Annotated in this window: 18 protein-coding genes and 1 pseudogene; 9 read left to right on the forward strand and 10 right to left on the reverse strand. The window is 66.6% G+C overall.

What is annotated here, in order from left to right; translation table 11 throughout:
* Positions 1 to 506: 506 nt before the first annotated feature.
* A complete protein-coding gene (nadA, locus tag G8760_RS23360) occupies positions 507 to 1,694 on the reverse strand; it encodes a quinolinate synthase NadA (RefSeq protein ID WP_166355256.1) in 1,188 nt (395 codons plus the stop codon).
* Positions 1,695 to 1,777: 83 nt separating this feature from the next.
* On the opposite strand from nadA, the gene G8760_RS23365 reads away from it, so the two are divergent.
* Positions 1,778 to 2,059 carry a hypothetical protein gene (locus tag G8760_RS23365; protein WP_166355257.1) on the forward strand — a complete coding sequence of 94 codons (282 nt, stop codon included), beginning with the start codon at positions 1,778 to 1,780 and terminating at the stop codon, positions 2,057 to 2,059.
* An 88-nt stretch (positions 2,060 to 2,147) separates the two neighbouring features.
* On the opposite strand, the gene G8760_RS23370 is transcribed toward G8760_RS23365, so the two are convergent.
* Positions 2,148 to 3,035, reverse strand: coding sequence for a GNAT family N-acetyltransferase (locus tag G8760_RS23370; RefSeq protein ID WP_166355258.1), 888 nt, complete (start codon positions 3,033 to 3,035; stop codon positions 2,148 to 2,150).
* 100 nt (positions 3,036 to 3,135) lie between these two features.
* Here G8760_RS23370 and G8760_RS23375 point away from each other — a divergent pair, with 100 nt between their 5' ends.
* A complete protein-coding gene (locus G8760_RS23375) occupies positions 3,136 to 4,260 on the forward strand; it encodes a glycerate kinase family protein (RefSeq protein ID WP_166355259.1) in 1,125 nt (374 codons plus the stop codon).
* 168 nt (positions 4,261 to 4,428) lie between these two features.
* Positions 4,429 to 4,776, forward strand: coding sequence for an iron-sulfur cluster insertion protein ErpA (erpA, locus tag G8760_RS23380; RefSeq protein ID WP_166355260.1), 348 nt, complete (start codon positions 4,429 to 4,431; stop codon positions 4,774 to 4,776).
* Positions 4,777 to 5,087: 311 nt separating this feature from the next.
* Here the strand turns inward: erpA and G8760_RS30980 are convergent.
* Positions 5,088 to 5,300, reverse strand: a pseudogene (locus G8760_RS30980) (sulfurtransferase TusA family protein); the annotation flags it as partial.
* 55 nt (positions 5,301 to 5,355) lie between these two features.
* Positions 5,356 to 6,507 carry a cysteine desulfurase family protein gene (locus G8760_RS23390; RefSeq protein ID WP_166355262.1) on the reverse strand — a complete coding sequence of 384 codons (1,152 nt, stop codon included), beginning with the start codon at positions 6,505 to 6,507 and terminating at the stop codon, positions 5,356 to 5,358.
* A gap of 180 nt (positions 6,508 to 6,687) precedes the next feature.
* Here G8760_RS23390 and ctaC point away from each other — a divergent pair, with 180 nt between their 5' ends.
* From ctaC to G8760_RS23410, 4 genes are all read left to right on the forward strand, one after another.
* On the forward strand, positions 6,688 to 7,503 hold the full coding sequence (gene ctaC, locus G8760_RS23395; protein ID WP_207782651.1) for an aa3-type cytochrome oxidase subunit II: 816 nt from the start codon (positions 6,688 to 6,690) through the stop codon (positions 7,501 to 7,503).
* 71 nt (positions 7,504 to 7,574) lie between these two features.
* Positions 7,575 to 9,314, forward strand: coding sequence for an aa3-type cytochrome oxidase subunit I (gene ctaD, locus G8760_RS23400; protein WP_166355338.1), 1,740 nt, complete (start codon positions 7,575 to 7,577; stop codon positions 9,312 to 9,314).
* Entirely contained in the window at positions 9,311 to 9,706 is a 396-nt protein-coding gene (locus G8760_RS23405) for a cytochrome c oxidase subunit 4 (protein WP_166355264.1), read from the forward strand. The genes ctaD and G8760_RS23405 overlap by 4 nt, the downstream gene beginning before the upstream one ends.
* Positions 9,707 to 9,895: 189 nt before the next feature.
* Positions 9,896 to 10,369 carry an SRPBCC family protein gene (locus G8760_RS23410; RefSeq protein ID WP_166355265.1) on the forward strand — a complete coding sequence of 158 codons (474 nt, stop codon included), beginning with the start codon at positions 9,896 to 9,898 and terminating at the stop codon, positions 10,367 to 10,369.
* 161 nt (positions 10,370 to 10,530) lie between these two features.
* Here the strand turns inward: G8760_RS23410 and qcrB are convergent, their stop codons facing one another.
* The 4 genes from qcrB to ctaE are packed head-to-tail and all read right to left on the reverse strand — an operon-like array spanning position 10,531 to position 14,784.
* Positions 10,531 to 12,216 (reverse strand): cytochrome bc1 complex cytochrome b subunit, encoded by a 1,686-nt coding sequence (gene qcrB, locus G8760_RS23415; RefSeq protein WP_166355266.1) that lies wholly within the window; start codon positions 12,214 to 12,216, stop codon positions 10,531 to 10,533.
* Positions 12,213 to 13,292 carry a cytochrome bc1 complex Rieske iron-sulfur subunit gene (qcrA, locus tag G8760_RS23420; RefSeq protein ID WP_207782652.1) on the reverse strand — a complete coding sequence of 360 codons (1,080 nt, stop codon included), beginning with the start codon at positions 13,290 to 13,292 and terminating at the stop codon, positions 12,213 to 12,215. Before qcrA ends, qcrB begins: the two co-directional genes overlap by 4 nt.
* Positions 13,289 to 14,179, reverse strand: a complete 891-nt coding sequence (qcrC, locus tag G8760_RS23425) for a cytochrome bc1 complex diheme cytochrome c subunit (protein WP_246222665.1) — start codon at positions 14,177 to 14,179, stop codon at positions 13,289 to 13,291. Before qcrC ends, qcrA begins: the two co-directional genes overlap by 4 nt.
* A gap of 11 nt (positions 14,180 to 14,190) precedes the next feature.
* Complete coding sequence (ctaE, locus tag G8760_RS23430) at positions 14,191 to 14,784, reverse strand: aa3-type cytochrome oxidase subunit III (RefSeq protein ID WP_281355179.1); 594 nt, start codon at positions 14,782 to 14,784, stop codon at positions 14,191 to 14,193.
* Between the two features lie 226 nt (positions 14,785 to 15,010).
* On the opposite strand from ctaE, the gene G8760_RS23435 reads away from it, so the two are divergent.
* Both G8760_RS23435 and trpD read left to right on the forward strand, forming a co-directional pair.
* On the forward strand, positions 15,011 to 15,427 hold the full coding sequence (locus tag G8760_RS23435) for a response regulator transcription factor (RefSeq protein WP_166355268.1): 417 nt from the start codon (positions 15,011 to 15,013) through the stop codon (positions 15,425 to 15,427).
* Entirely contained in the window at positions 15,424 to 16,458 is a 1,035-nt protein-coding gene (gene trpD, locus G8760_RS23440) for an anthranilate phosphoribosyltransferase (protein WP_166355255.1), read from the forward strand. Before G8760_RS23435 ends, trpD begins: the two co-directional genes overlap by 4 nt.
* Before the next feature lie 252 nt (positions 16,459 to 16,710).
* On the opposite strand, the gene G8760_RS23445 is transcribed toward trpD, so the two are convergent.
* Together G8760_RS23445 and G8760_RS23450 are read right to left on the reverse strand one after the other, a co-directional pair.
* Complete coding sequence (locus tag G8760_RS23445; RefSeq protein ID WP_166355269.1) at positions 16,711 to 16,995, reverse strand: Lrp/AsnC family transcriptional regulator; 285 nt, start codon at positions 16,993 to 16,995, stop codon at positions 16,711 to 16,713.
* A gap of 210 nt (positions 16,996 to 17,205) precedes the next feature.
* Positions 17,206 to 18,990: a DEDD exonuclease domain-containing protein gene (locus tag G8760_RS23450; RefSeq protein ID WP_166355270.1), complete on the reverse strand. Its 1,785-nt coding sequence runs from the start codon at positions 18,988 to 18,990 to the stop codon at positions 17,206 to 17,208.
* Positions 18,991 to 19,090 lie beyond the last annotated feature (100 nt).

Genomic DNA, 19,090 nt, shown 5'->3' on the forward strand with positions numbered 1-19,090 from the left:
CCAACGCCGCGGCCATCCTGATATCCATCGCTGCCACTCTCCCCGTCATGAACACACAGTCCACAACAATTCAGGTGTCAGCGATGTCCCGAGACATCAACTGTCAGCGATGTCCCGAAACAGGACAACGTGTGCGGTAGCGAGGCATGCATCTGATCGTCAGAGCATCCACTGTTGTTGTCGCGCTGGCGATAGTAAGCGTCCTTGTGCCCAGTGCGAAGGCCGCAGTAAGCCTCCTTGCCGTTGCCCGGACAATTACCACGTTTCCCTTTGCGGTGCGGAACCGTGCTGCTCTGTTCCGGACTGCGCTACCGCCAGATGGGGTTAAGGGCCGGATTCGGGCTTTAACGCCATCTGGCGGTAGCGCAGTGCGCGATGTCCCGACACGCCGGTGTCAACAATCACCTGACATACGAGAGTCGGCCAACGCGTCGGTCAGCGCACCTGATCGCCTCCGTGGAAATGATCAGGTGACAAAACGACGATCAGGTGCGCAAACGGGGTGGCTAGTCTTGAGCGGGCGCGGTGCCGGGCAGCGCCAGCATGCGATCGAGTGCGACGCCGGCCCAGTGGGTGGTGTCGGCGTCGACCTGGATGCGATTGACCACCCGCCCCTCGACCAGGCTTTCCATCGCCCATACGAGGTGCGGCAGATCGATGCGGTTCATCGTCGAACAGAAGCAGACGTTGCGGTCCAGGAAGACCACCTGCTTGTCCTGATGCCGTTCGGCCAGCCGCTTGACCAGGTTCAGTTCGGTGCCGACAGCCCATGCCGACCCGGCCGGAGCGTCGTCGATCATCTTGATGATGTACTCGGTGGAGCCGATGTAGTCGGCGGCGGTGACCACCTCGTATTTGCACTCGGGGTGGACGAGCACGTTGACGCCCGGGATACGTTCGCGCACCTCGCGTACCGCGTCCACGGTGAACCGGCCGTGCACGGAACAGTGCCCTTTCCACAGCAGCATCGTCGCCTGGCGCAGTTCGTCGTCGGTGACGCCGAAGTCCGGTTTGTGGGGGTCGATGACGACGCAGTCCTCGAGCGTCAGCCCCATTTGCAGCACGGCGGTGTTGCGGCCCAGATGCTGATCGGGGAAGAACAGCACCTTCTCGCCGTGCTCGAAGGCCCATTCCAAAGCGCGGCGCGCGTTCGACGAGGTGCACACCGCTCCACCGTTGCGTCCGACGAAGGCCTTGATGTCGGCGGAGGAGTTCATGTAGGTGATCGGGACGGTCGACGACGCGACTCCGGCGTCGGCCAACCGTGCCCAGGCGTCCTCGACCTGCACGATCCGGGCCATGTCGGCCATGGAACAGCCGGCTGCCAGGTCTGGGAGGATCACCTGCTGGTGGTCGCCGGTGAGGATGTCGGCGGATTCGGCCATGAAGTGCACGCCGCAGAAGATGATGAACTCCGCGTCCGGGCGGGCGGCGGCGTCACGGGCGAGTTTGAACGAGTCGCCGGTGACGTCGGCGAACTGGATGACCTCGTCGCGCTGGTAGTGGTGCCCGAGGAGGAATGCTCGCTCGCCCAGTGCGTCGCGCGCCCGCCGTGCGCGGTCGACCAGGTCGGGGTCACTTGCCGCCGGTAGGTCCCCTGGACACTCGACGCCGCGCTCGGTTGCCGGGTCGGCGCCGCGGCCGAGGATGAGTAGCGGCAGGGGAGTAGCGGGCTCTGGGTCGGTGACGGTCACGTGACGACGCCTCACTTTCACGGGCAGCTGCCTCTACATAGGACGATAGTGGCAACCGCCTGATAGATGGCACACTTCCCAGTGTGATGACCGCCATGCTGGCCGCCCTCGTGCTCGTGGCCGTGGTGGCTGCCTTCGGGTTCGCGTCGTCGGCTCAGCGCCGTGCTGACGAGGCGCAACGCCGGGCTGAGGTGCTGGCCGAACAGAATCACCGACTTGAGCGTGCCGTCGGAGTGGCAGAGCAGGCGCTGCGGTCGTTGGCACACGACACCCGGATCGATACCGGGGTGGCCGTGCAGATCGATTCCGCCGTGGAAGACATCCGGCGCGCCGCTCGCGGCGATGACCCTGGTCTGGGCCGCTGAACCTGCCGCCGCTGGTGTTCGAGTCGTCCGGCCGGGCAACTCGAAAAGCCGGGTGGAACTCTCGACGACCTGGCCGAGGCGGATCCCGTCAGCCGAACGGGACGGACGGGACGTAAGGCGTCGGCGGTCGCATGTGCCGCAGCGCCAGGAAGCCCTCGGCTTCGATCCGCAACCCGGCCGCGAGCCCGACGTCCACCGCCCATTCCTGGTCGGCGGTGAGGTAGCGGATGATGACCTCCGTACCGGGCGGCTGTTGCGCCAATGCCGCCCACAACAGCCGCTGGGCGACACCTCGCCGAGTGGCGGCCAGCAGACCCACCCCGGACCGGTCGAGGTAGGTGTATCCACTGCCGGTCAGCGTGTCGCAGACGAGGAGCGGGCCGTAGCCAGCCATGATGCCGTGGTCGGGCCGGTGGGTGGCGCCGCGGATCTGGCGGTCGACCGAGTCGACGAGTTCGAGATCCGCCTGCGAGCCCACCCGTACGCCATTAATGTCGGGCACGACGTCGTGATCGACGACGCCGACGAGGCGCATCGTCGGGTGCAGGGTGAAGCCGGCCTGCCGGTATCGGCGCAGCGCCCGTGGATCCGGCAGCGCACATACCGCGCCTCGTAGGCAGCCGGCGCCGTAGGCAAGGGCGGCATCGAGGAGTGCTTTGCCGATGCCGCGGCCCTGGTGACCTGGGGCGACGGCATAACTGGACAGGATCCAGAGCAGATCGCGGCGGACGGCGACGGCGATGCCGACGATGTCGTCGCCGGCGTCGGCAACCCATGCTCCGTCGGGGTCGGTGCTGAGGAAGTGGGCGAGCCGGGCGGTCCATCGTTGCCGGGCGAGCGGCGGACGCTGGCCGGGTGCCGCCGCGGTGTCGTCGAGGCTACCGGTGTGTTCTCGTGGCGGGCTGGGAGCGAACGCCTGGGCCGTGACCCGTTCGGCCGCGTCGATGTCGGCGGTGCGCATCGGTCTGATCCGCATGATGCTCCTGGGCTGCTCGTCGTCGCTCGATGGTGCCACAGGGCCACCACATTCGGACGCACGGAATTCCGGTGCACGGCACTAGGGCACACTCTGCGGTATGCGCATCCTCATGGCACCGGACAAGTTTGCAGGGACGTTGACGGCGGTCGAGGCGGCCCAGGCGATGGCGGAGGGATGGTCGCGTACCGCACCGGACGCGGAGGTCGTCACCGCACCGATGGCCGACGGGGGCCCGGGGTTCGTGGACGTTCTGCACGCCAGCGTGGGCGGGCAGATTCTGGCGGTCACGGTCCGGGGGCCCATCGGCGTGCCGGTCCCGGCAACTCTCCTGGTCGCAGGGGAGACGGCCTACATCGAATCGGCCCAGGCCTGCGGGTTGGCGCTGCTGCCCACCGAAGACGACGGCCGAACGCCATTACCTGGCGTCTCGAGCCGGGCATCCACCTATGGCGTGGGTGAGTTGATCTCCGCGGCCATTGACGCCGGCGCCACCAGGGTGGTCGTCGGTCTGGGCGGATCGGGAACCAACGACGGCGGGGCAGGCCTGTTGGCCGCGCTAGGTGCGACGTCGGAGCCCGCTGGGGTGTTGGCCGGTGGCCCGGAGAGGCTGGCCGACGTGCGGTCGGTTAATCTCGACGCCGCGCGGGCCCGCCTGGCCGGCGTGGAACTCGTCGCCGCGTCGGACGTGGACAACCCGTTGCTTGGGTTGCGCGGAGCCACCAACGTCTTCGGCGAACAGAAAGGGATCGTCGGTGACGAAGCCAAGCTGGCTGCCGACGCCGCGCTGACGGCGTTCGCCGATGTCGCCGGCCGGGACGTCGCCAACTGGAAAGGTGCGGGGGCCGCGGGTGGACTCGGGTACGCGTTGTTGTTGCTCGGTGGCCGGCGCGAGCCGGGGTTCACGACGGTTGCGCAAGCCGTGGAGCTGCCCGACCTGGTGGCGGCCTCCGATGTCATCGTGACAGGTGAGGGCAAGCTCGACTGGCAGTCGATGGATGGCAAGGTGCCGGTCGGGGTGGCCGAGCTGGCGGGGGCGGCGATGCGCCCGTGTATCGTTCTGGCCGGTGTGGTTGAGGTGGGCAACCGAGAGCTGCGCGCCAACGGCATCGAGGCAGCGTATTCGCTGGTGGACGTGGTCGGGGAGGAAGAAGCGTTCGCCCGGCCGGCACAGAGTTTGGCAGCCCTGGCCGAGCGGGTGGCGAAGACCTGGAGCCGGCGTTGACGGGGGTCCGGCGCCAACCCGTCGCGTCGTCGACGGCCAGGGCGTCGTACGGATCTCCACACCGCACCATGTGACCTCGTAGACTGGCTCCCACGGTAAGGAATGTCCGTGCGTCCGCGCACGTTGGACGATAAAGACGTAGTCCCATATTCGTCAGGAGAAGCAACGATGACGGTTCAGGAACAGACTGCCAGCGACGTCGTGCTGACCGAGCAGGCGTCCAGCAAGGTCAAGGCCCTGCTCGATCAGGAAGGGCGCGACGACCTCCAGCTGCGCATCGCTGTTCAGCCGGGGGGTTGTTCCGGCCTGCGCTACCAGCTCTTCTTCGACGAGCGATCCCTCGACGGGGACGTCGTACAGGAGTTCAGCGGCGTGAATCTGGTGGTAGACCGGATGAGTGCGCCGTACCTGACCGGCGCCACGATCGACTTCGTCGACACCATCGAGAAGCAGGGGTTCACCATCGACAACCCCAACGCCACGGGTTCGTGTGCCTGCGGCGACTCGTTCCACTGAGTCGACCCCGTTCCACCGCGCCGACGCGTTCCACCGTGGCGCCCCTCAACCCCGGTGATCGTCGCCGGATTCGCGTCGCTACCCACCGGTGATCGAAGCCCAGATCGGGTCGCTATGACGACCAGAAACCGGCAACGATCACGGTGGTGGTGGGCGGAAAGCCGGCAACGATCACCGGAAATGGCGGGTGATCAACGGCGGGCCGAGCGCCCTCATTGCATACGACGGACGAGGTAAGCAGGCCACAGAGCCCGGCCCGGCCGGGAGGCATCGTTGGTGCCAACCGCCGGGCCCGCCGGACCAGCGGAGTCACCGTCGGCTACGGGCACGGCCTCCTGGCCGACGTAGTGGTGGTGGCGCATCCGGCACCAGGCCGGGATGTCGCTGGCCGCCGCTGGATCGTCGGCGATCACCTGTACTACGCCGCCGACAGGTACGTCGCCGATCCGCTTGGCCAGCTGGATCACCGGCAGCGGACAGCGCATCCCCCGACAGTCGAGCACCAAGTGCGGCGCATCAGACATTCCGGCCTCCCGCTGGATCGATCGTGGCCCCCGCGCGGGTGAAAATGGTCATTTCTCACATTCCCGCATCCGCGCGTAGCCGGGCGACGACGCCGGGCACGACGTCGAGAAATCGCCCGACGTCGTCGGCGGTGGTGTTTCTGGTCAGCGACACCCGGACGTTGCCATGAGTCAGCACCCCCATGGCCTCGAGAACATGGCTGGGCCGCAAGGTACTGGCCGTACACGACGAACCGCTGGAGACCGCGAACCCGGCGCGGTCGAGTTCGGTCACCAGGGCCTCCCCGTTGACGTACAAGCAGGAAAACGTGACGAGGTGAGGGAGCCGCTCGTCGGGATGGCCGACCACCTCGACGTCGGGAATGCGCTCGGGGATCTCGTGGCGGATCTTCTCGACCAGCGTCCACTGCTGGCTGGCGAGGTGGTCGGCCTCTTCGGTCCGGGCGCGTAACGCCGCCGCGGCAGCGAGGACTCCCGGCACGTTCTCGAAGCCCGGCACCCGGCCACCTTCGCGCTCGTCCTCGGGCAGAGGAGGGGTCCATCGGGAATCCCGGCGAACGGCGAGTACCCCGACACCCGGCGGCCCGCCCCATTTGTGTGCGCTGGCGGTCAGGACGGACCATCCGCCCGGCAGTGGAGCACGACCTGCCGTCTGCGCGGCATCCACGAGCAACGGGACGCCATGCAGGTGGCATGCCGCGGCGACGGCCTCCACCGGCTGGACCGTCCCTACCTCGTGGTTGGCTGATTGCAGACAGGCTAGGGCGGTCTCCGAATCCAGCATGGACGCAAACCGTTCGGGATCGACGCGACCAGTGTTGTCGACGCCCACCAAACGAGCCGTCGCCCCGCTCGCTGCATGGAGAACGGACGAGTGCTCCACCGCCGACGCCACCACCTGGGTGCCGACCCGCCGCCGCGCCTGGAGCGTCCCCAGCACACCGAGGTGCACCGCCTGGGTGCCATTGGTGGTGAACGAGATCTCATCCGGCCGGGCCCGGAATACAGCGGCGATCACCTCGCGGGCGTTGTCCAGTAACACCCGGGCGCGGCGCGCCGAACCGTACAGCCGAGCCGGATCGGCCCAGCCTTCATCCACCGCGGTGAGCCAGACCTCCCGCGCAGCAGGGTGTAACGGCTCGGTCGACGCTGCGTCGAGATGGGTGGCGCTGGTCGGGGTGGTGGCTTCCGTACGTACCGTACTCACGACACATACCGTAACCAGGGACCTCCTGCCTGATCGTGAGTGCACAACCGTTAGGGTGGGCGTCGACAACAGAAGCGTGCCTGGGCCCCTTCCATGCCTATTTCGGGTTGGACGGCGGTAACCGGGGCGGGTCTATGCGTGGAAGGGCGCCTCGTGGGTCAGGATGAAAGAGTTCGCCCGGTGCGTCGCAGAGTTATGGCTGCGTCCGCCGCGGTGGGCGCGGTATTGGCACTAAGCGGCTGCGCTGCGGACGCCTCCGGGCAGTGGCAACGCTGGGGGCTACCCGAGGGTGTCACCGAGCAAGCACCGCTGATCGGCGACCTCTGGGTTGGGTCGTGGGTGGCTGCGCTGGTCGTCGGAGTGCTGGTCTGGGGGCTGATCCTCTGGGCGGCCATCGCCTACCGAAAGCGCAATGACGAGCTACCGCGGCAGACGCGGTTCAACATGCCGATCGAGTTCCTCTACACGGTCACTCCGTTGATCGTCATCGGTGTCCTCTTCTTCTTCACGGTTCGGCACCAGGACGACATCCTGGACGAGTCGGCACCGGCGGACGTGACGGTCGGGGTGATCGGGCAACAGTGGTCGTGGACGTTCAACTACGTCGACGAAGACGTGTACGACATCGGCACCACCACGGAGATCCCGACGCTGTACCTCCCGGTCGACCAGACGGTCCGGTTCGAGCTCGACTCGCCGGACGTCATCCACTCTTTCTGGGTGCCGCAGTTCTACATGAAGCAGGACGTCGTCCCGGGACGCACCAACAGCTTCCAGGTGACGCCCAACAAGGAAGGCACCTACGCCGGTAAGTGCGCGGAGCTATGCGGTGTGTACCACTCCCGCATGCTCTTCAACGTCGAAGTGGTCTCGGCGGAAGAGTTCGAGGCACAGATGGAGGCTCTGCGGCAGGCTGGCCAGTCTGGCCAGATCGACGCTCCGTTGCGGGGCGCGTACTCGGAGACGCCGCTCAACGAGGCCGGGAGTGACCAGTGACCACATTCGTCGAGCGCGCTGACTCCGCTGGCGCGCCGCAGCCCAAACCCTCCCAGCACCGCAAGGGCAGCATGGGAGTGCGCTGGCTGTCATCCACCGATCACAAGGTGATCGGCTACATGTACCTCATCGCGTCGTTCGGGTTCTTCTTGATCGGCGGCGTGTTGGCCCTGGTGATCCGGCTGGAGCTGTTCTCGCCGGGCCGCGACGTGGTCAGCGACGGCTTCTTCAACCAGCTGTTCACCATGCATGGCACCATCATGCTGCTGTTGTTCGCCACGCCGCTGTTCATCGGGTTCGGCAACATCATCGTGCCGCTGCAGATAGGTGCGCCTGACGTCGCATTCCCACGGCTGAATCTGTTCAGCTTCTATCTGTTCGTGTTCGGTGGTCTGATCGTCGTCGCCGGTTTCATCACCCCCGGCGGCGCGGCAGACTTCGGGTGGTTCGCTTATACGCCGCTGTCCAACTCGGTCTATACCGCACATGTCGGCGGTGACCTCTGGGTGGCGGGCCTTGCTATGAGCGGCTTCGGCACCATTTTCGGCGCGGTCAACTTCATCACCACCGTCGTGTGTATGCGTGCGCCGGGTATGACGATGTTCCGGATGCCGATCTTCACGTGGAACATCCTGGTCACCAGCATTCTGGTGATCATCGCGTTCCCGCTGCTGGCGGCGGCGTTGTTCGCGCTGTTCGCGGACCGCAACTTCGGCACCCACATCTTCGATCCGTCGGCCGGTGGTGCGGTCCTCTGGCAACACCTGTTCTGGTTCTTCGGCCATCCCGAGGTCTATATCATCGCGTTGCCGTTCTTCGGGATCATCACCGAGGTCATCCCGGTGTTCAGCCGAAAACCGATCTTCGGATACAAAGGCCTGGTCCTGGCCACGTTGTCCATCGCGGCGCTGTCCGTGACGGTGTGGGCACACCATATGTATGTCACCGGGGCGGTCAATCTACCGTTCTTCGCGGCGATGACCATGCTGATCGCGGTGCCTACTGGGTTGAAGTTCTTCGCCTGGATCGGCACCATGTGGCGCGGTTCGGTGACGTTCGAGACACCGATGCTGTTCGCGCTCGGGTTCATGGTGACGTTCTTGCTCGGTGGGCTGACCGGCGTCATCCTCGCCTCGCCACCACTTGACTTCCACGTGTCCGACTCGTACTTCGTCGTCGCGCACTTCCACTACGTGGTGTTCGGCACTGTGGTATTCGCGATGTTCGCCGGCTTCTACTTCTGGTGGCCGAAGTGGACCGGACGCATGCTCGACGAGCGGCTCGGCAAGATCCACTTCTGGTTGTTGTTCGTCGGGTTCCACCTCACCTTCCTCGTCCAGCACTGGCTGGGTGTCGACGGTATGCCGCGCCGGTACGCGGACTACCTACCAGAGGATGGATTCACCGGGCTGAACCAGGTGTCAACCATTGGCGCCTTCGTGCTAGGTGTATCCACCCTGCCCTTCCTATGGAACGTGTGGAAGTCTCGGCTGTCGCCCAAGGTGGCCGCGGACGACCCATGGGGCTGGGGCCAGTCCCTCGAGTGGGCCACGTCATCGCCACCGCCACGGCACAACTTCACGTCTTTGCCGCGCATCCGAAGCGAGCGGCCGGCATTCGACCTCAAATACCCCGAGGTGGCTGCGGAGTCGCAGTTGAAACCCACCACCGCGGGAGTCATGGTCGAAGTCCTCGGCCCGGCCGACGTGCAGCTGGTCGGTGAGGCTGGTGCCCCGGATGACGTGGCCGATGACGACGGCGACACCCACCAGCAGAGTCGTGAGGACAACAAGCGGGAGGACGAGCAGTGAAGATCGAAGCGTTCATCTTCGTCGTCGTCGCCGTCTTCCTGGCGGTGGTCACGCCGATCTACTGGTTCATGTCCAAAGACCCCACGGGGACGACGGCGCTGACCCTGACGTTCGGGCTCGGGGCCATGATCGCGTTCTATTTCATGTTGCTGGCCCGCCGGCTCGGACCACGCCCCGAAGACCGGCAGGATGGCGAGATCGAAGAACTCGCCGGCGAGTACGGCTTCTTCAGCCCGCACTCGTGGTGGCCGCTGATGGCCGGTGCCGCAACCACCGTGGTCTTCGTCGGACTGGTGTTTGCCTGGTTCATCCTCATCATCGGTCTGGCTTTGTCGGTTATCGCGGTTATCGGCTGGGTCTTCGAGTACTACCGGGGCGACTTCGCCCACTGACGAGCACCGACGCCGAGCCCGCGACGGGAGAGCGTCAACGGCGCCTGGCCGAGGCATTACGCCTCGGCCAGGCGCCGTTGTGTCGTGTGGTGCGAGCTCCGCGGCCACTGTTGGCGAGGGACCGAGTCGGCGTTGGTTCACCGGGCGGGCTTCACCGGCTGTGTGGCGGGCCGTATAGTCTCATGGTCCATGATGGGGCGTCGTTACACGTTCGGGTCCGTGTGGCACATCCAGGCGCCGCTGAGCCGTTGCTGGGAGTTCCTGGCGGCGCCGAGCCAGCAGTGGCTTGACTGGTGGCCCCGGCTGCGCGATATCGACGTACGGCGCACCGACGGGCTCGTGGGGAGCCTCGCCCGTTGCACGTGGCAGAGCCCGGTGGGGTATCGCCTACACACCGAGCTGCTCGTCACCGACGTCCGTGCACGCCACGGAGTGGAGATGACCACCCGTGGCGATCTCGCGGGGGTGGCGTTCGTCGGCTTCGCCGAGCTGCCTGATCGGAATGGTACCCGCGGTACGCGTATCGAAGTGACGTGGCGCGTGATGACCACCCGTCGTTGGATGAACCTGTCGGCGCCCCTGCTGCGGCCCCTGTTCACCTGGGGACACGCCGCGGTGATGCGGGGAGGGGAGCGAGGCCTGAACGCTACGCTGAGCGCCTGATCCAGAGCTGAGCGCCTGATCCAGAGCTGAGCGCCTGATTCGGAGCTGAACGCGCGGGGCGCGGCGCGTGACGGGCTTACCCGGATGCCGGTGTATAAGCGAGAGGGCCGCATCCGTCGCCCTTGACGGATGCGGCCCTCTCGCCGCTCTGCGCGTGCCGGCTAGTGCTGATCGCTGGTGGCGTCGCTGCCGGAATGTGCTTCGAGCTCCGCGTGACCGTGGTGGCCGTGCTCGAGCTCTTCCCTGGTGGGTTTGGGGATCACATCTCCGAAGTAGAACCGGGAGATGCGCGCACGCCGACGGTCGTGTTTGTAGTTCGGGTTGGGGATGCCGTTGGCGTCGGTCGGTGCGCCCGCTTCGTGCACCTGTGGCCGCTCATGTGCCGTGAGTGCGTAGGCCTGCGCCGCCGAGAGCGGACTGTGGCGCTCGGTGAACTCACCCTCGGGGCTGACCATGATGACGCCGGACTCCATGCCGTGCAGCACCTTGTCACGGTCGCGGCGTTGCAAGCCGAGACAGATGCGCTTAGTGATCCAGAACGCCAGCGGCGGCATCACTATCAAGCTGACCTGCAAGAACCGAGAGACCCAGTTGACTGGGATATGCAGGGTGGTGGCGAAGAAGTCGTTACCACCGGCGATCCACAGCAAGATGTAGAACACGATGAACGCGACACCGAGGCCGGTACGCACCGGGACGTTGCGCGGGCGTTCCAGGATGTGGTGCTCGCGCCGGTCGCCCGTGATGCGCTGCTCGATCCAGGGGTAGAGGGCCAGGAGGGTCAGTAGGACCCCGGGCAAGATGACGGCCGGCAACAGCACGCTGGGCGTGACGTGATAGCCGAAGATGGTGAACTCCCAGGGCGGCATCACTCGCAATGCGCCGTCGAGGAAGCCGACATACCAGTCGGGTTGGACACCTGCCGTGACTTGTGACGGATCGTATGGTCCGTAGAACCACAAGGGATTGACCTGGATCAACGCCGACATCAGGACGATGAAGCCGAACACGATGAACGTGAACCCGCCGGCCTTGGCGACGTAGATGGGGAAGAACGGGTAACCGACGACGTTCTTCTCCGTCTTGCCGGCACCGGCCCACTGGGTGTGCTTCTGGTACCACACCAGCATCAAGTGCACGGTGACCAAGGCGATGATCAAGCCGGGTACGAGCAGGATATGGATGGCATAGAAGCGGGAAATGATGTCTTCGCCCGGATACTCGCCACCAAAGAGGAAGTACGAGACATAGGTACCAACAACTGGAATCGCCAGGATGCCGGCCTCGATGATCCGCAATCCGGTGCCGGAGAGCAGATCGTCCGGAAGGGAGTATCCGGTGAACCCGTTGGTGATGCCGAGGGTGAGCAGCAACAGGCCGATGACCCAGTTGAGTTCCCGTGGCTTGCGGTAGGCACCAGTGAAGAAGATCCGCAGCATGTGCACCGACATAGCTGCGATGAAGATCAGCGTGCCCCAGTGGTGGATCTGGCGCATCAGCAACCCACCGCGGACCTCGAACGAGATCTGAAGGGTGGACGCGTACGCCTCGGACATCCCGATGCCGCGCATAGGCACGTAGGCGCCGTCGTAGATGATGTGTGCCATCGACGGCTTGAACCAGAGGGTGAGGAACACACCCGACAGGAGGACCAAGATGAGGCTGTAGAGCGCGATCTCACCCAAGAGGAATGACCAGTGGTCCGGGAAGATCTTCCGCAGGTTGCGCTTGAGCCAGTTGTTGGCGGCAATCCGCTGATCGACGAAGCCGACGACCTTGCCGGCGCCTTGGAGCACCGCGTTGTTGCTAGTACTGACGTCGCTGCCGGTTCTGGTGGTCGTGCTCATCGTGTTCCGCGCTCCCAATAGCTCGGCCCGACCGGCTCGGTGAAGTCGCTCTGCGCGACCAAATACCCCTCGTTGTCGACTGCCAACGGGAGTTGCGGCAGAGGCCGGGTGGCGGGGCCGAAGACGACCTTGCCGTTGTCGGCGAGGTCGAACGTCGACTGATGACAAGGACAGAGCATGTGATGGGTGGTCCGCTCATACAGGCTGATCGGGCAGCCGGCATGGGTGCAGATCTTGGAGTAGGCGATGATGCCGTCGACGTGCCAATTCTCCCGGTCGTCGAACGGTGAGAGCTCCTCGGGGAGCATCCTGATGAGCATGACCGGCGACTTCGCCCGCTCGTTGATCTTCGCCGGGCCGTGGTCGGGCAGGTCCCGGTAGGTGGCCGGCATGACGTTGACGAGCTGTCCGAGCTCGAGCTGGGCCGGACGGATGGGCTGGTAGGTCACGTCGGTCAGCAGCCGCACCCCCTCGGCCCAGACCGTGTTCTCCTTGGTGTCGCCGGGCAGCGGCCCGAGATCACGCAGCAAGACGATGGCGGGCAGCGGGAGCAGCGCCATGGCGCCGAGCAGCGAGTTGCGGATGAGTTTGCGGCGCCCGAACTGGGTTTCCTCGGCGCCGGTGTTGAAACTCTCCAACGTGGCTTGGCGTACCTCGTCGCTGCTGACCAGCGGCTTGCGGTTCTCGGCGAACTCGGGGCTGGTCATCAATGTGCGCGCCCATTGCACGGCGCCGAGGCCGATCAGCAGCAGCGCCAGGCCGAGGGTCATACCCAGCGCGAAGTTGCTCACCTGGACTTCGCCGACGTTCGGAACACCCTCGGGTGTCTCGATCTCGAAGGCGACGTACGCCACGATGGACGCGATGATGAGGATCGACGCGAGGCCGAACATGCCCGCCACTTGACGGTCGGCACGCTTCTGAGCTTGCGGGTTGACGTCGGTGTACCGGGGCCCGGGATCGTGCAAGCCAGGATCCGGAATAGGATCGCCGGCCGGCGCGCGGTGTTCCAGCTCGCCGGCGTGTTCAGGATGGTCGACCGGGTAACTCATTTCCTCGCTCTTCGAAGTAGTCACGACGAGGACCTCTCAGCCGAACGAGCCGCGGCCGACCGGGTGACGACCCAGGCGGCGAACGCGATGAGCCCGCCGATCCCGACCAGCCATGCCCAGAGGCCCTCGGACACCGGGCCAACTCGACCGATGCCGAGACCACCTGGATCGGGCTGCTCGTTGATCGCCGTGAGGAACGCGATGATGTCGCGTTTGTCGTCCTCGTCGAGGAGCTCGTCGTTGAACACCGGCATCGCCTGCGGGCCGGTGAGCATCGCCTCGTAGATGTGTTTGGGTTCGACGCCGGTGAGCCGTGGTGCCTCTTGGCCATAGGTGAGCGCGCCGCCCTGGCCGGACGTGTTGTGGCACTGGGCGCAGTTGGTGCGGAACAGCAGCCCGCCTCGGGCGATGTCGACCCCTTCAGCTTCGGTGTCGAGCATGTCGTCGGTGGGGATCTCCGGGCCCGGCGCCAGCGACGCGACGAAGGCCGCCATCGCGGCGATCTGCTCGTCGCTGTAGGCGACCGGTTTAACCGGAGCCTGGGCACCTGGGGCGGCCATCGGCATCCGGCCGGTGCCGACCTGGAAGTCCACCGATGCGGCGCCGACACCTACCAGCGACGGCCCGAGCACGGTGCCGTCGTCGCGGATCTCACCTTCACCGTTGAGCCCGTGGCAGGAGGCGCAACCGATGGCGAACAGCTGCCTGCCCTCTTCGATCTGCGTCGACTGGGAGACAGTCGCTTGGCCGAGCGGGGACTGCGTAGAGGGCGTGAACGCGGCGTAGGCGGTGCCACAGGTGAGGAGGACGACGAGCAGCACTGTCACCGCTGCCAGCGGATGCCGGCGCCGCCTCGTCAACACCCGGCCGAACCACCCGCCGGTACGACGACCCGAAGAAGATCGAGACACGTTTCTCCTCATCACTGGATGACGTAGATGGTGAGGAACAGGGCGATCCAGACGACGTCAACGAAGTGCCAGTAGTAGGACACGACGATGGCGCTGGTGGCCTGCTCGTGAGTGAACCGGCTGGTCATGTACGTACGGCCGAGGACCAGGAGGAACGCGAACAGACCAAGCGTGACGTGAATGCCGTGGAAGCCGGTGGCCAGGTAGAAGATGGAGCCGTATGGGTCGCTGGACAGGGTCAAGCCCTCGTGCAGTACCAGTTCGGCGTACTCATAGCTCTGGCCGGCGATGAAGAACGCGCCCATGAGGAACGTGAGGATGAACCACTCACGCATTCCCCACTTGCTCACCTGGAAAAGACGGCCCGTACGCCCGACCTGCCCGCGTTCCGCGGCCAGCACCCCGATCTGGCAGGTGACCGACGACAACACCAGCACGGTGGTGATGGTCAGAGCGAATGGCACGTTCAGCAGCTGAGTCTGCTCGTCCCACACACCCGGCGCGTTCGACCGGAGCGTGAAGTAGATGGCGAACAGTGCCGCGAAGAACATGAGCTCACTGGACAGCCAGACGATGGTGCCGACCGACGTCAGATTCGGTCGCACCGGCGACTGTGGGAGGGCAGAATCAACTGCAGTCGTGGAAGCCACGCTGCCATTATGTCGCTAGCTCTTCGCGGACGTGACCCCGCCCCGCCGACACGCCGTTGGGCGAGCCAGTACCATCGAGGATGACACCCCGCCGGCGCAGGACACAGCATACGCTTCCGATGCCTTCCGCGGCATTCGCGCTCCTCGCCGGCCCCAGACCGAGCCCAGCGAGGACCACTCGATGACCAGCACCGAGCCGACGATGAAGATCCTCGTCTACAGCGACGACCGCGCTACGCGCGACACAGTTCGGCTCGCGCTCGGTCGTCGCCCGGCGGCGGATCTACCGAAGGTGGAAGTCGCGGAGGTAGCCACCCACGCTGCGGTGATCGATGCGCTCGAAGTCGGAGACGTCGACGTCGCGGTACTCGACGGCGAGGCCACCCCGATCGGCGGTATGGGCGTGGCCAGGCAGGCCAAGGAGGAGATCTTCCAGGCCCCGCCCATCGTGCTCCTCATCGGGCGGCGGGACGACGCATGGCTGGCGGCGTGGTCGAAGGCGGAGGCCGTCGTGCCGCATCCCCTCGACCCGCTGGCGGTGGCGTCGGCCGTGGGCGAGCTCATGCGTCGCCGGCTGGAACTGCGGACCGTGTCATGACCACGGCACATCTTGGGTGGCCCGAAGTTCTGTCCACGTTGCTGAACCGGCAGGATCTTCCCGCCGCGTCGACGACGTGGGCCATGAACGAGATCATGCGGGGTGAGGCCACGGCTGCGCAGGTCGCAGGTTTCGCGGTCGCCTTGCGGGCCAAAGGAGAGACCGCCGAAGAGCTGGACGGCTTGGTCGAGGCGATGTACGCCAATGCCACGCCCTTCGACAACCCCCAGCCGTCCCTGGACATCGTGGGTACTGGGGGCGACCGCGCCAACACGGTCAACATCTCGACCATGGCGGCCATCGTGGCGGCCGGCGCTGGGGTGCGGGTCGTCAAACACGGCAACCGGGCAGCGTCGTCGGCCTGCGGGGCCGCGGACGTTCTGGAAGAGCTGGGCATCCGTCTCGACCTGCCACCGGAACGGGTGGCGGCCGTCGCCGACGAGGTCGGCATCACGTTCTGCTTCGCGCCGGCCTTCCATCCGGCGATGCGGCATACCGGTCCGATCCGCCGGGAGCTTGGTGTGCCGACGCCGTTCAACCTTCTGGGGCCGTTGGCCAACCCTGGGCGCCCAACTGCCCAGGCCGTCGGCGTGTCAGACCCCCGCATGGCCGCCGTGGTGGCGGGAGTACTGGCTCGGCGCGGCGTTTCGGCTCTCGTCTTCCGCGGCGACGACGGTCTCGACGAACTCACGACCACGACGACGTCGGACGTCTGGCTCGTCAACGACGGACAGGTCACGGCCGAGCGGTTCGACCCCGGCGATCTCGGCATCCCGCCGGGCCGGGCCGAGGCCCTGCGCGGCAAAGACGCGGCGTACAACGCGGACGTGGCGCGGCAGCTGTTGGCCGGCGAATCTGGACCAGTGCGCGACGCAGTGTTGCTGAACGCCGCTGCCGGACTGGCCGCGTTCGGCGCCTCGGGGGCGCCGCTGGTCGAGCGGCTGCGGGTTGGCTTGGACACAGCTCGGACGGCGGTCGACTCGGGTGCGGCAGCCGCAGTGCTCGAACGCTGGGTGGCAGCCGCCCGGTGATCGTTGCCGGTTCGCGGCGCCACCCCCGGTGATCGAAGTCAAGATCCGGTCGCTATGGCGACACGAAACCGGCAACGATCACCGGCGAGGAACGACACGAAACCGGCGACGATCACCGGCGAGGAACGACACGAAACCGGCGACGATCACCGGCGAGGAACGACACGAAACCGGCGACGATCACCGGCGAGGAGCGACACGAAACCGGCAACGATCACCGGGGCGTGAGTCCGTGGCGGCGCCGGATATCGGTCAGTCGCCGTCGGCGCCGAGCGCGAATGCCGCCTCGAGGTCGTGTTGGGAGTACGTGCGGAACGCGATGTGCGTCTCGGTGTTCAGGACACCGTCGATCTTGTTCAGCCGGTCGGCCACGACGTCGGCGATGGCCTCGTGGGTGCGCACGCGCACCAGCGCGACGAGATCGATCTCTCCGGTCACCGAGTAGACCTCGCTGACGCCGTCGAGCGCGGCGATGTGTTCGCCGACCTCGGGGATGCGCGCGACGTCGGCCTGGATGAACACGATGGCGGTGATCACGAGCTGTCTCCTCTTCAGGGGTCAGAGCTGGGTGCGCTCGGTACAGACACTACCGGAGCGGGTGGATGCCCGTGGGCCGCGCATGGGGGAGTACCCGGCACGTCCGGTGAGCGCCCCTGGGCGCCGTACGTCGAACCCATTTGATCCACCGGGTGGGCGACGGGTCGACGACGACGACGAACAAGGCATGACCGGACAGACGCCGAGGGGTCAGCCGGCCGGGCGCAGCCCACGGCGGTCGGCGAACGGCCGGGCGCCGAGTGCGTCAGCGTCGGCCGCGGCCACGACGTCGGCGTAGGTGGCCGCGCTGCGAGCCGGGAACGACCAGCAGCCGTCCACCTCGACCAGGCGGACCCCGGACGAATCCAGCCAGCGCAGGATGCACTCGGCCTCTTCCGCCGTACCGGCGGGCTGCGGTGGCGGTGGAGGAGCCACGGTCTCCGCCGTGGCCACCAGGCTGTCCACGTACGGACGTGGATCGGCGCCCGGGGGTGACGTTCCGGCGGCAGCGAGCCGGGCATGCCTGATGACGTGCAACTCCCAGCCGCCGGCCTCGAGCCGCCGGGCGGCGACCAGTTGGGGTACCGCGGCCAGCGCGCCCATACGCTGGCAACGCATCGCCGCTCGGACGAACGCGGTCAGCCGGTCTCGGTGTGAGGCAGCGTCTTCATAACGCTGCCGGTCCGCGAGTGCGTCGATACGGGCCCGCAGCCGGCGCACCACGGTCTCCGGGTCGCCGGTGAACGCGGTGCGCACTGCCTCGGCATGCACCGCGTACTGGTCCGTGCTCTCGGCACCGGAGCAGGGCGCTCCGCACCGGCCCATGTCCGCCAAGATGCACGCGGATACCGGGCGATGTGGGGACAGGCGCTGCGTGCATTGTCGGATCGGGATGGCCTCGTGTACGGCGGTCATGGCGGCCTCGGCGTTGCGCTTGGAGCCGAACGGTCCGAGGTACACCGCGCCGTCGTCGCGAACCTGGCGAACGAGCGAGAGCCGCGGGAACGCCTCGACGGTGAGTTTGAGCCAACTTCCGCGCTCTGGATGTCGGGAGCGGCGGTTGTACCGCGGCTTGCGCTCGCCGATGAGCCGCAGCTCGCGAACCTCGGCCTCGAGATTGGTGGCGCACTCGATGCCGGTGACCGATGACGCGATGGCGATCATCTCGGTCATCCGGGTTCTGGTCTCGGAGGCGGTGAAGTAGGTGCGGACCCTGGTCCGCATGTTCTTGCTCTTGCCGACGTATAACGCCCGGCCGCCGTCGTCGGCGAACACGTACACCCCCGGTGCGGCGGGCACCTGCTCGGCAAGGTGTCGCTTCGACCGTTGTGCCGGGGTGACGGTGCTCTGCCAGAGGCTGAGTTCCTCTACCGTGTGCACGCCGACGTTGCCCAGCCGCTCGAGCAGGCCGTGCAGGACATCGACCGTCGCCTTGGCATCGTCCAGGGCCCGGTGCGTGGGCATCGTCGTGGCCCGGAACAGCTGTGCGAGTGTGGAGAGCTTGCAGTTGTGTGCTTCGTCGCGGGCGAGGACGCGGCGCGCCAGCCGTGCGGTGTCCAGCACCTGGAACCGTGGCCACGCCATGCCGAGCTGCTCACAGCCGGCGCGTAGGAAGCCGATGTCGAACGGGGCGTTGTGCGCAACCAGCACCGACCCGCGGGCGAACTCCATGAACGCTGGCAAGGCTGCCGAGATGGGCGGCGCGTCTACGAGCATGGCGTCGGTGATGCCGGTCAGCACGGCGATGAACGGCGGCACCGGGACGGTGGGGCGCACCAGGGTGGCGAAGGTGCCGACGACGGCGCCCCCACGTACCTTGACCGCGCCGATCTCGGTGATCTCCGAGGTGTTGGGTGATCCGCCGGTGGTCTCCAAATCGACGACGACGAATGTCGTGGACGCCAGCGGTAGCCCGATCTCGTCGATGGTTCCCTGCACGCCATACAAGGCTGAGCCACCGCCCGTTCTGGTCTGCCCGACCCGTCGCCGCTCCATGAAACGCACCGTAAGGGCCGGCACCGACAACCTCGGCGCGCCACGCCCTGGACGGCGGTATCCGCTCCTCGGTGGAGAGCGCCGGGGGCTACCGCGCCGA

Source organism: Phytoactinopolyspora limicola (genome assembly GCF_011320225.1).
Taxonomy (GTDB): domain Bacteria; phylum Actinomycetota; class Actinomycetes; order Jiangellales; family Jiangellaceae; genus Phytoactinopolyspora; species Phytoactinopolyspora limicola.

Coding starts and splice junctions, on each gene's coding strand:
- G8760_RS23370 (WP_166355258.1), bottom strand. CDS start 3,035: ATGCGGATCAGACCGATGCGCACCGCCGACATCGACGCGGCCGAACGG.
- G8760_RS23375 (WP_166355259.1), top strand. CDS start 3,136: ATGCGCATCCTCATGGCACCGGACAAGTTTGCAGGGACGTTGACGGCG.
- erpA (WP_166355260.1), top strand. CDS start 4,429: ATGACGGTTCAGGAACAGACTGCCAGCGACGTCGTGCTGACCGAGCAG.
- ctaD (WP_166355338.1), top strand. CDS start 7,575: ATGGGAGTGCGCTGGCTGTCATCCACCGATCACAAGGTGATCGGCTAC.
- G8760_RS23410 (WP_166355265.1), top strand. CDS start 9,896: ATGATGGGGCGTCGTTACACGTTCGGGTCCGTGTGGCACATCCAGGCG.
- qcrB (WP_166355266.1), bottom strand. CDS start 12,216: ATGAGCACGACCACCAGAACCGGCAGCGACGTCAGTACTAGCAACAAC.
- G8760_RS23435 (WP_166355268.1), top strand. CDS start 15,011: ATGACCAGCACCGAGCCGACGATGAAGATCCTCGTCTACAGCGACGAC.
- trpD (WP_166355255.1), top strand. CDS start 15,424: ATGACCACGGCACATCTTGGGTGGCCCGAAGTTCTGTCCACGTTGCTG.
- G8760_RS23450 (WP_166355270.1), bottom strand. CDS start 18,990: ATGGAGCGGCGACGGGTCGGGCAGACCAGAACGGGCGGTGGCTCAGCC.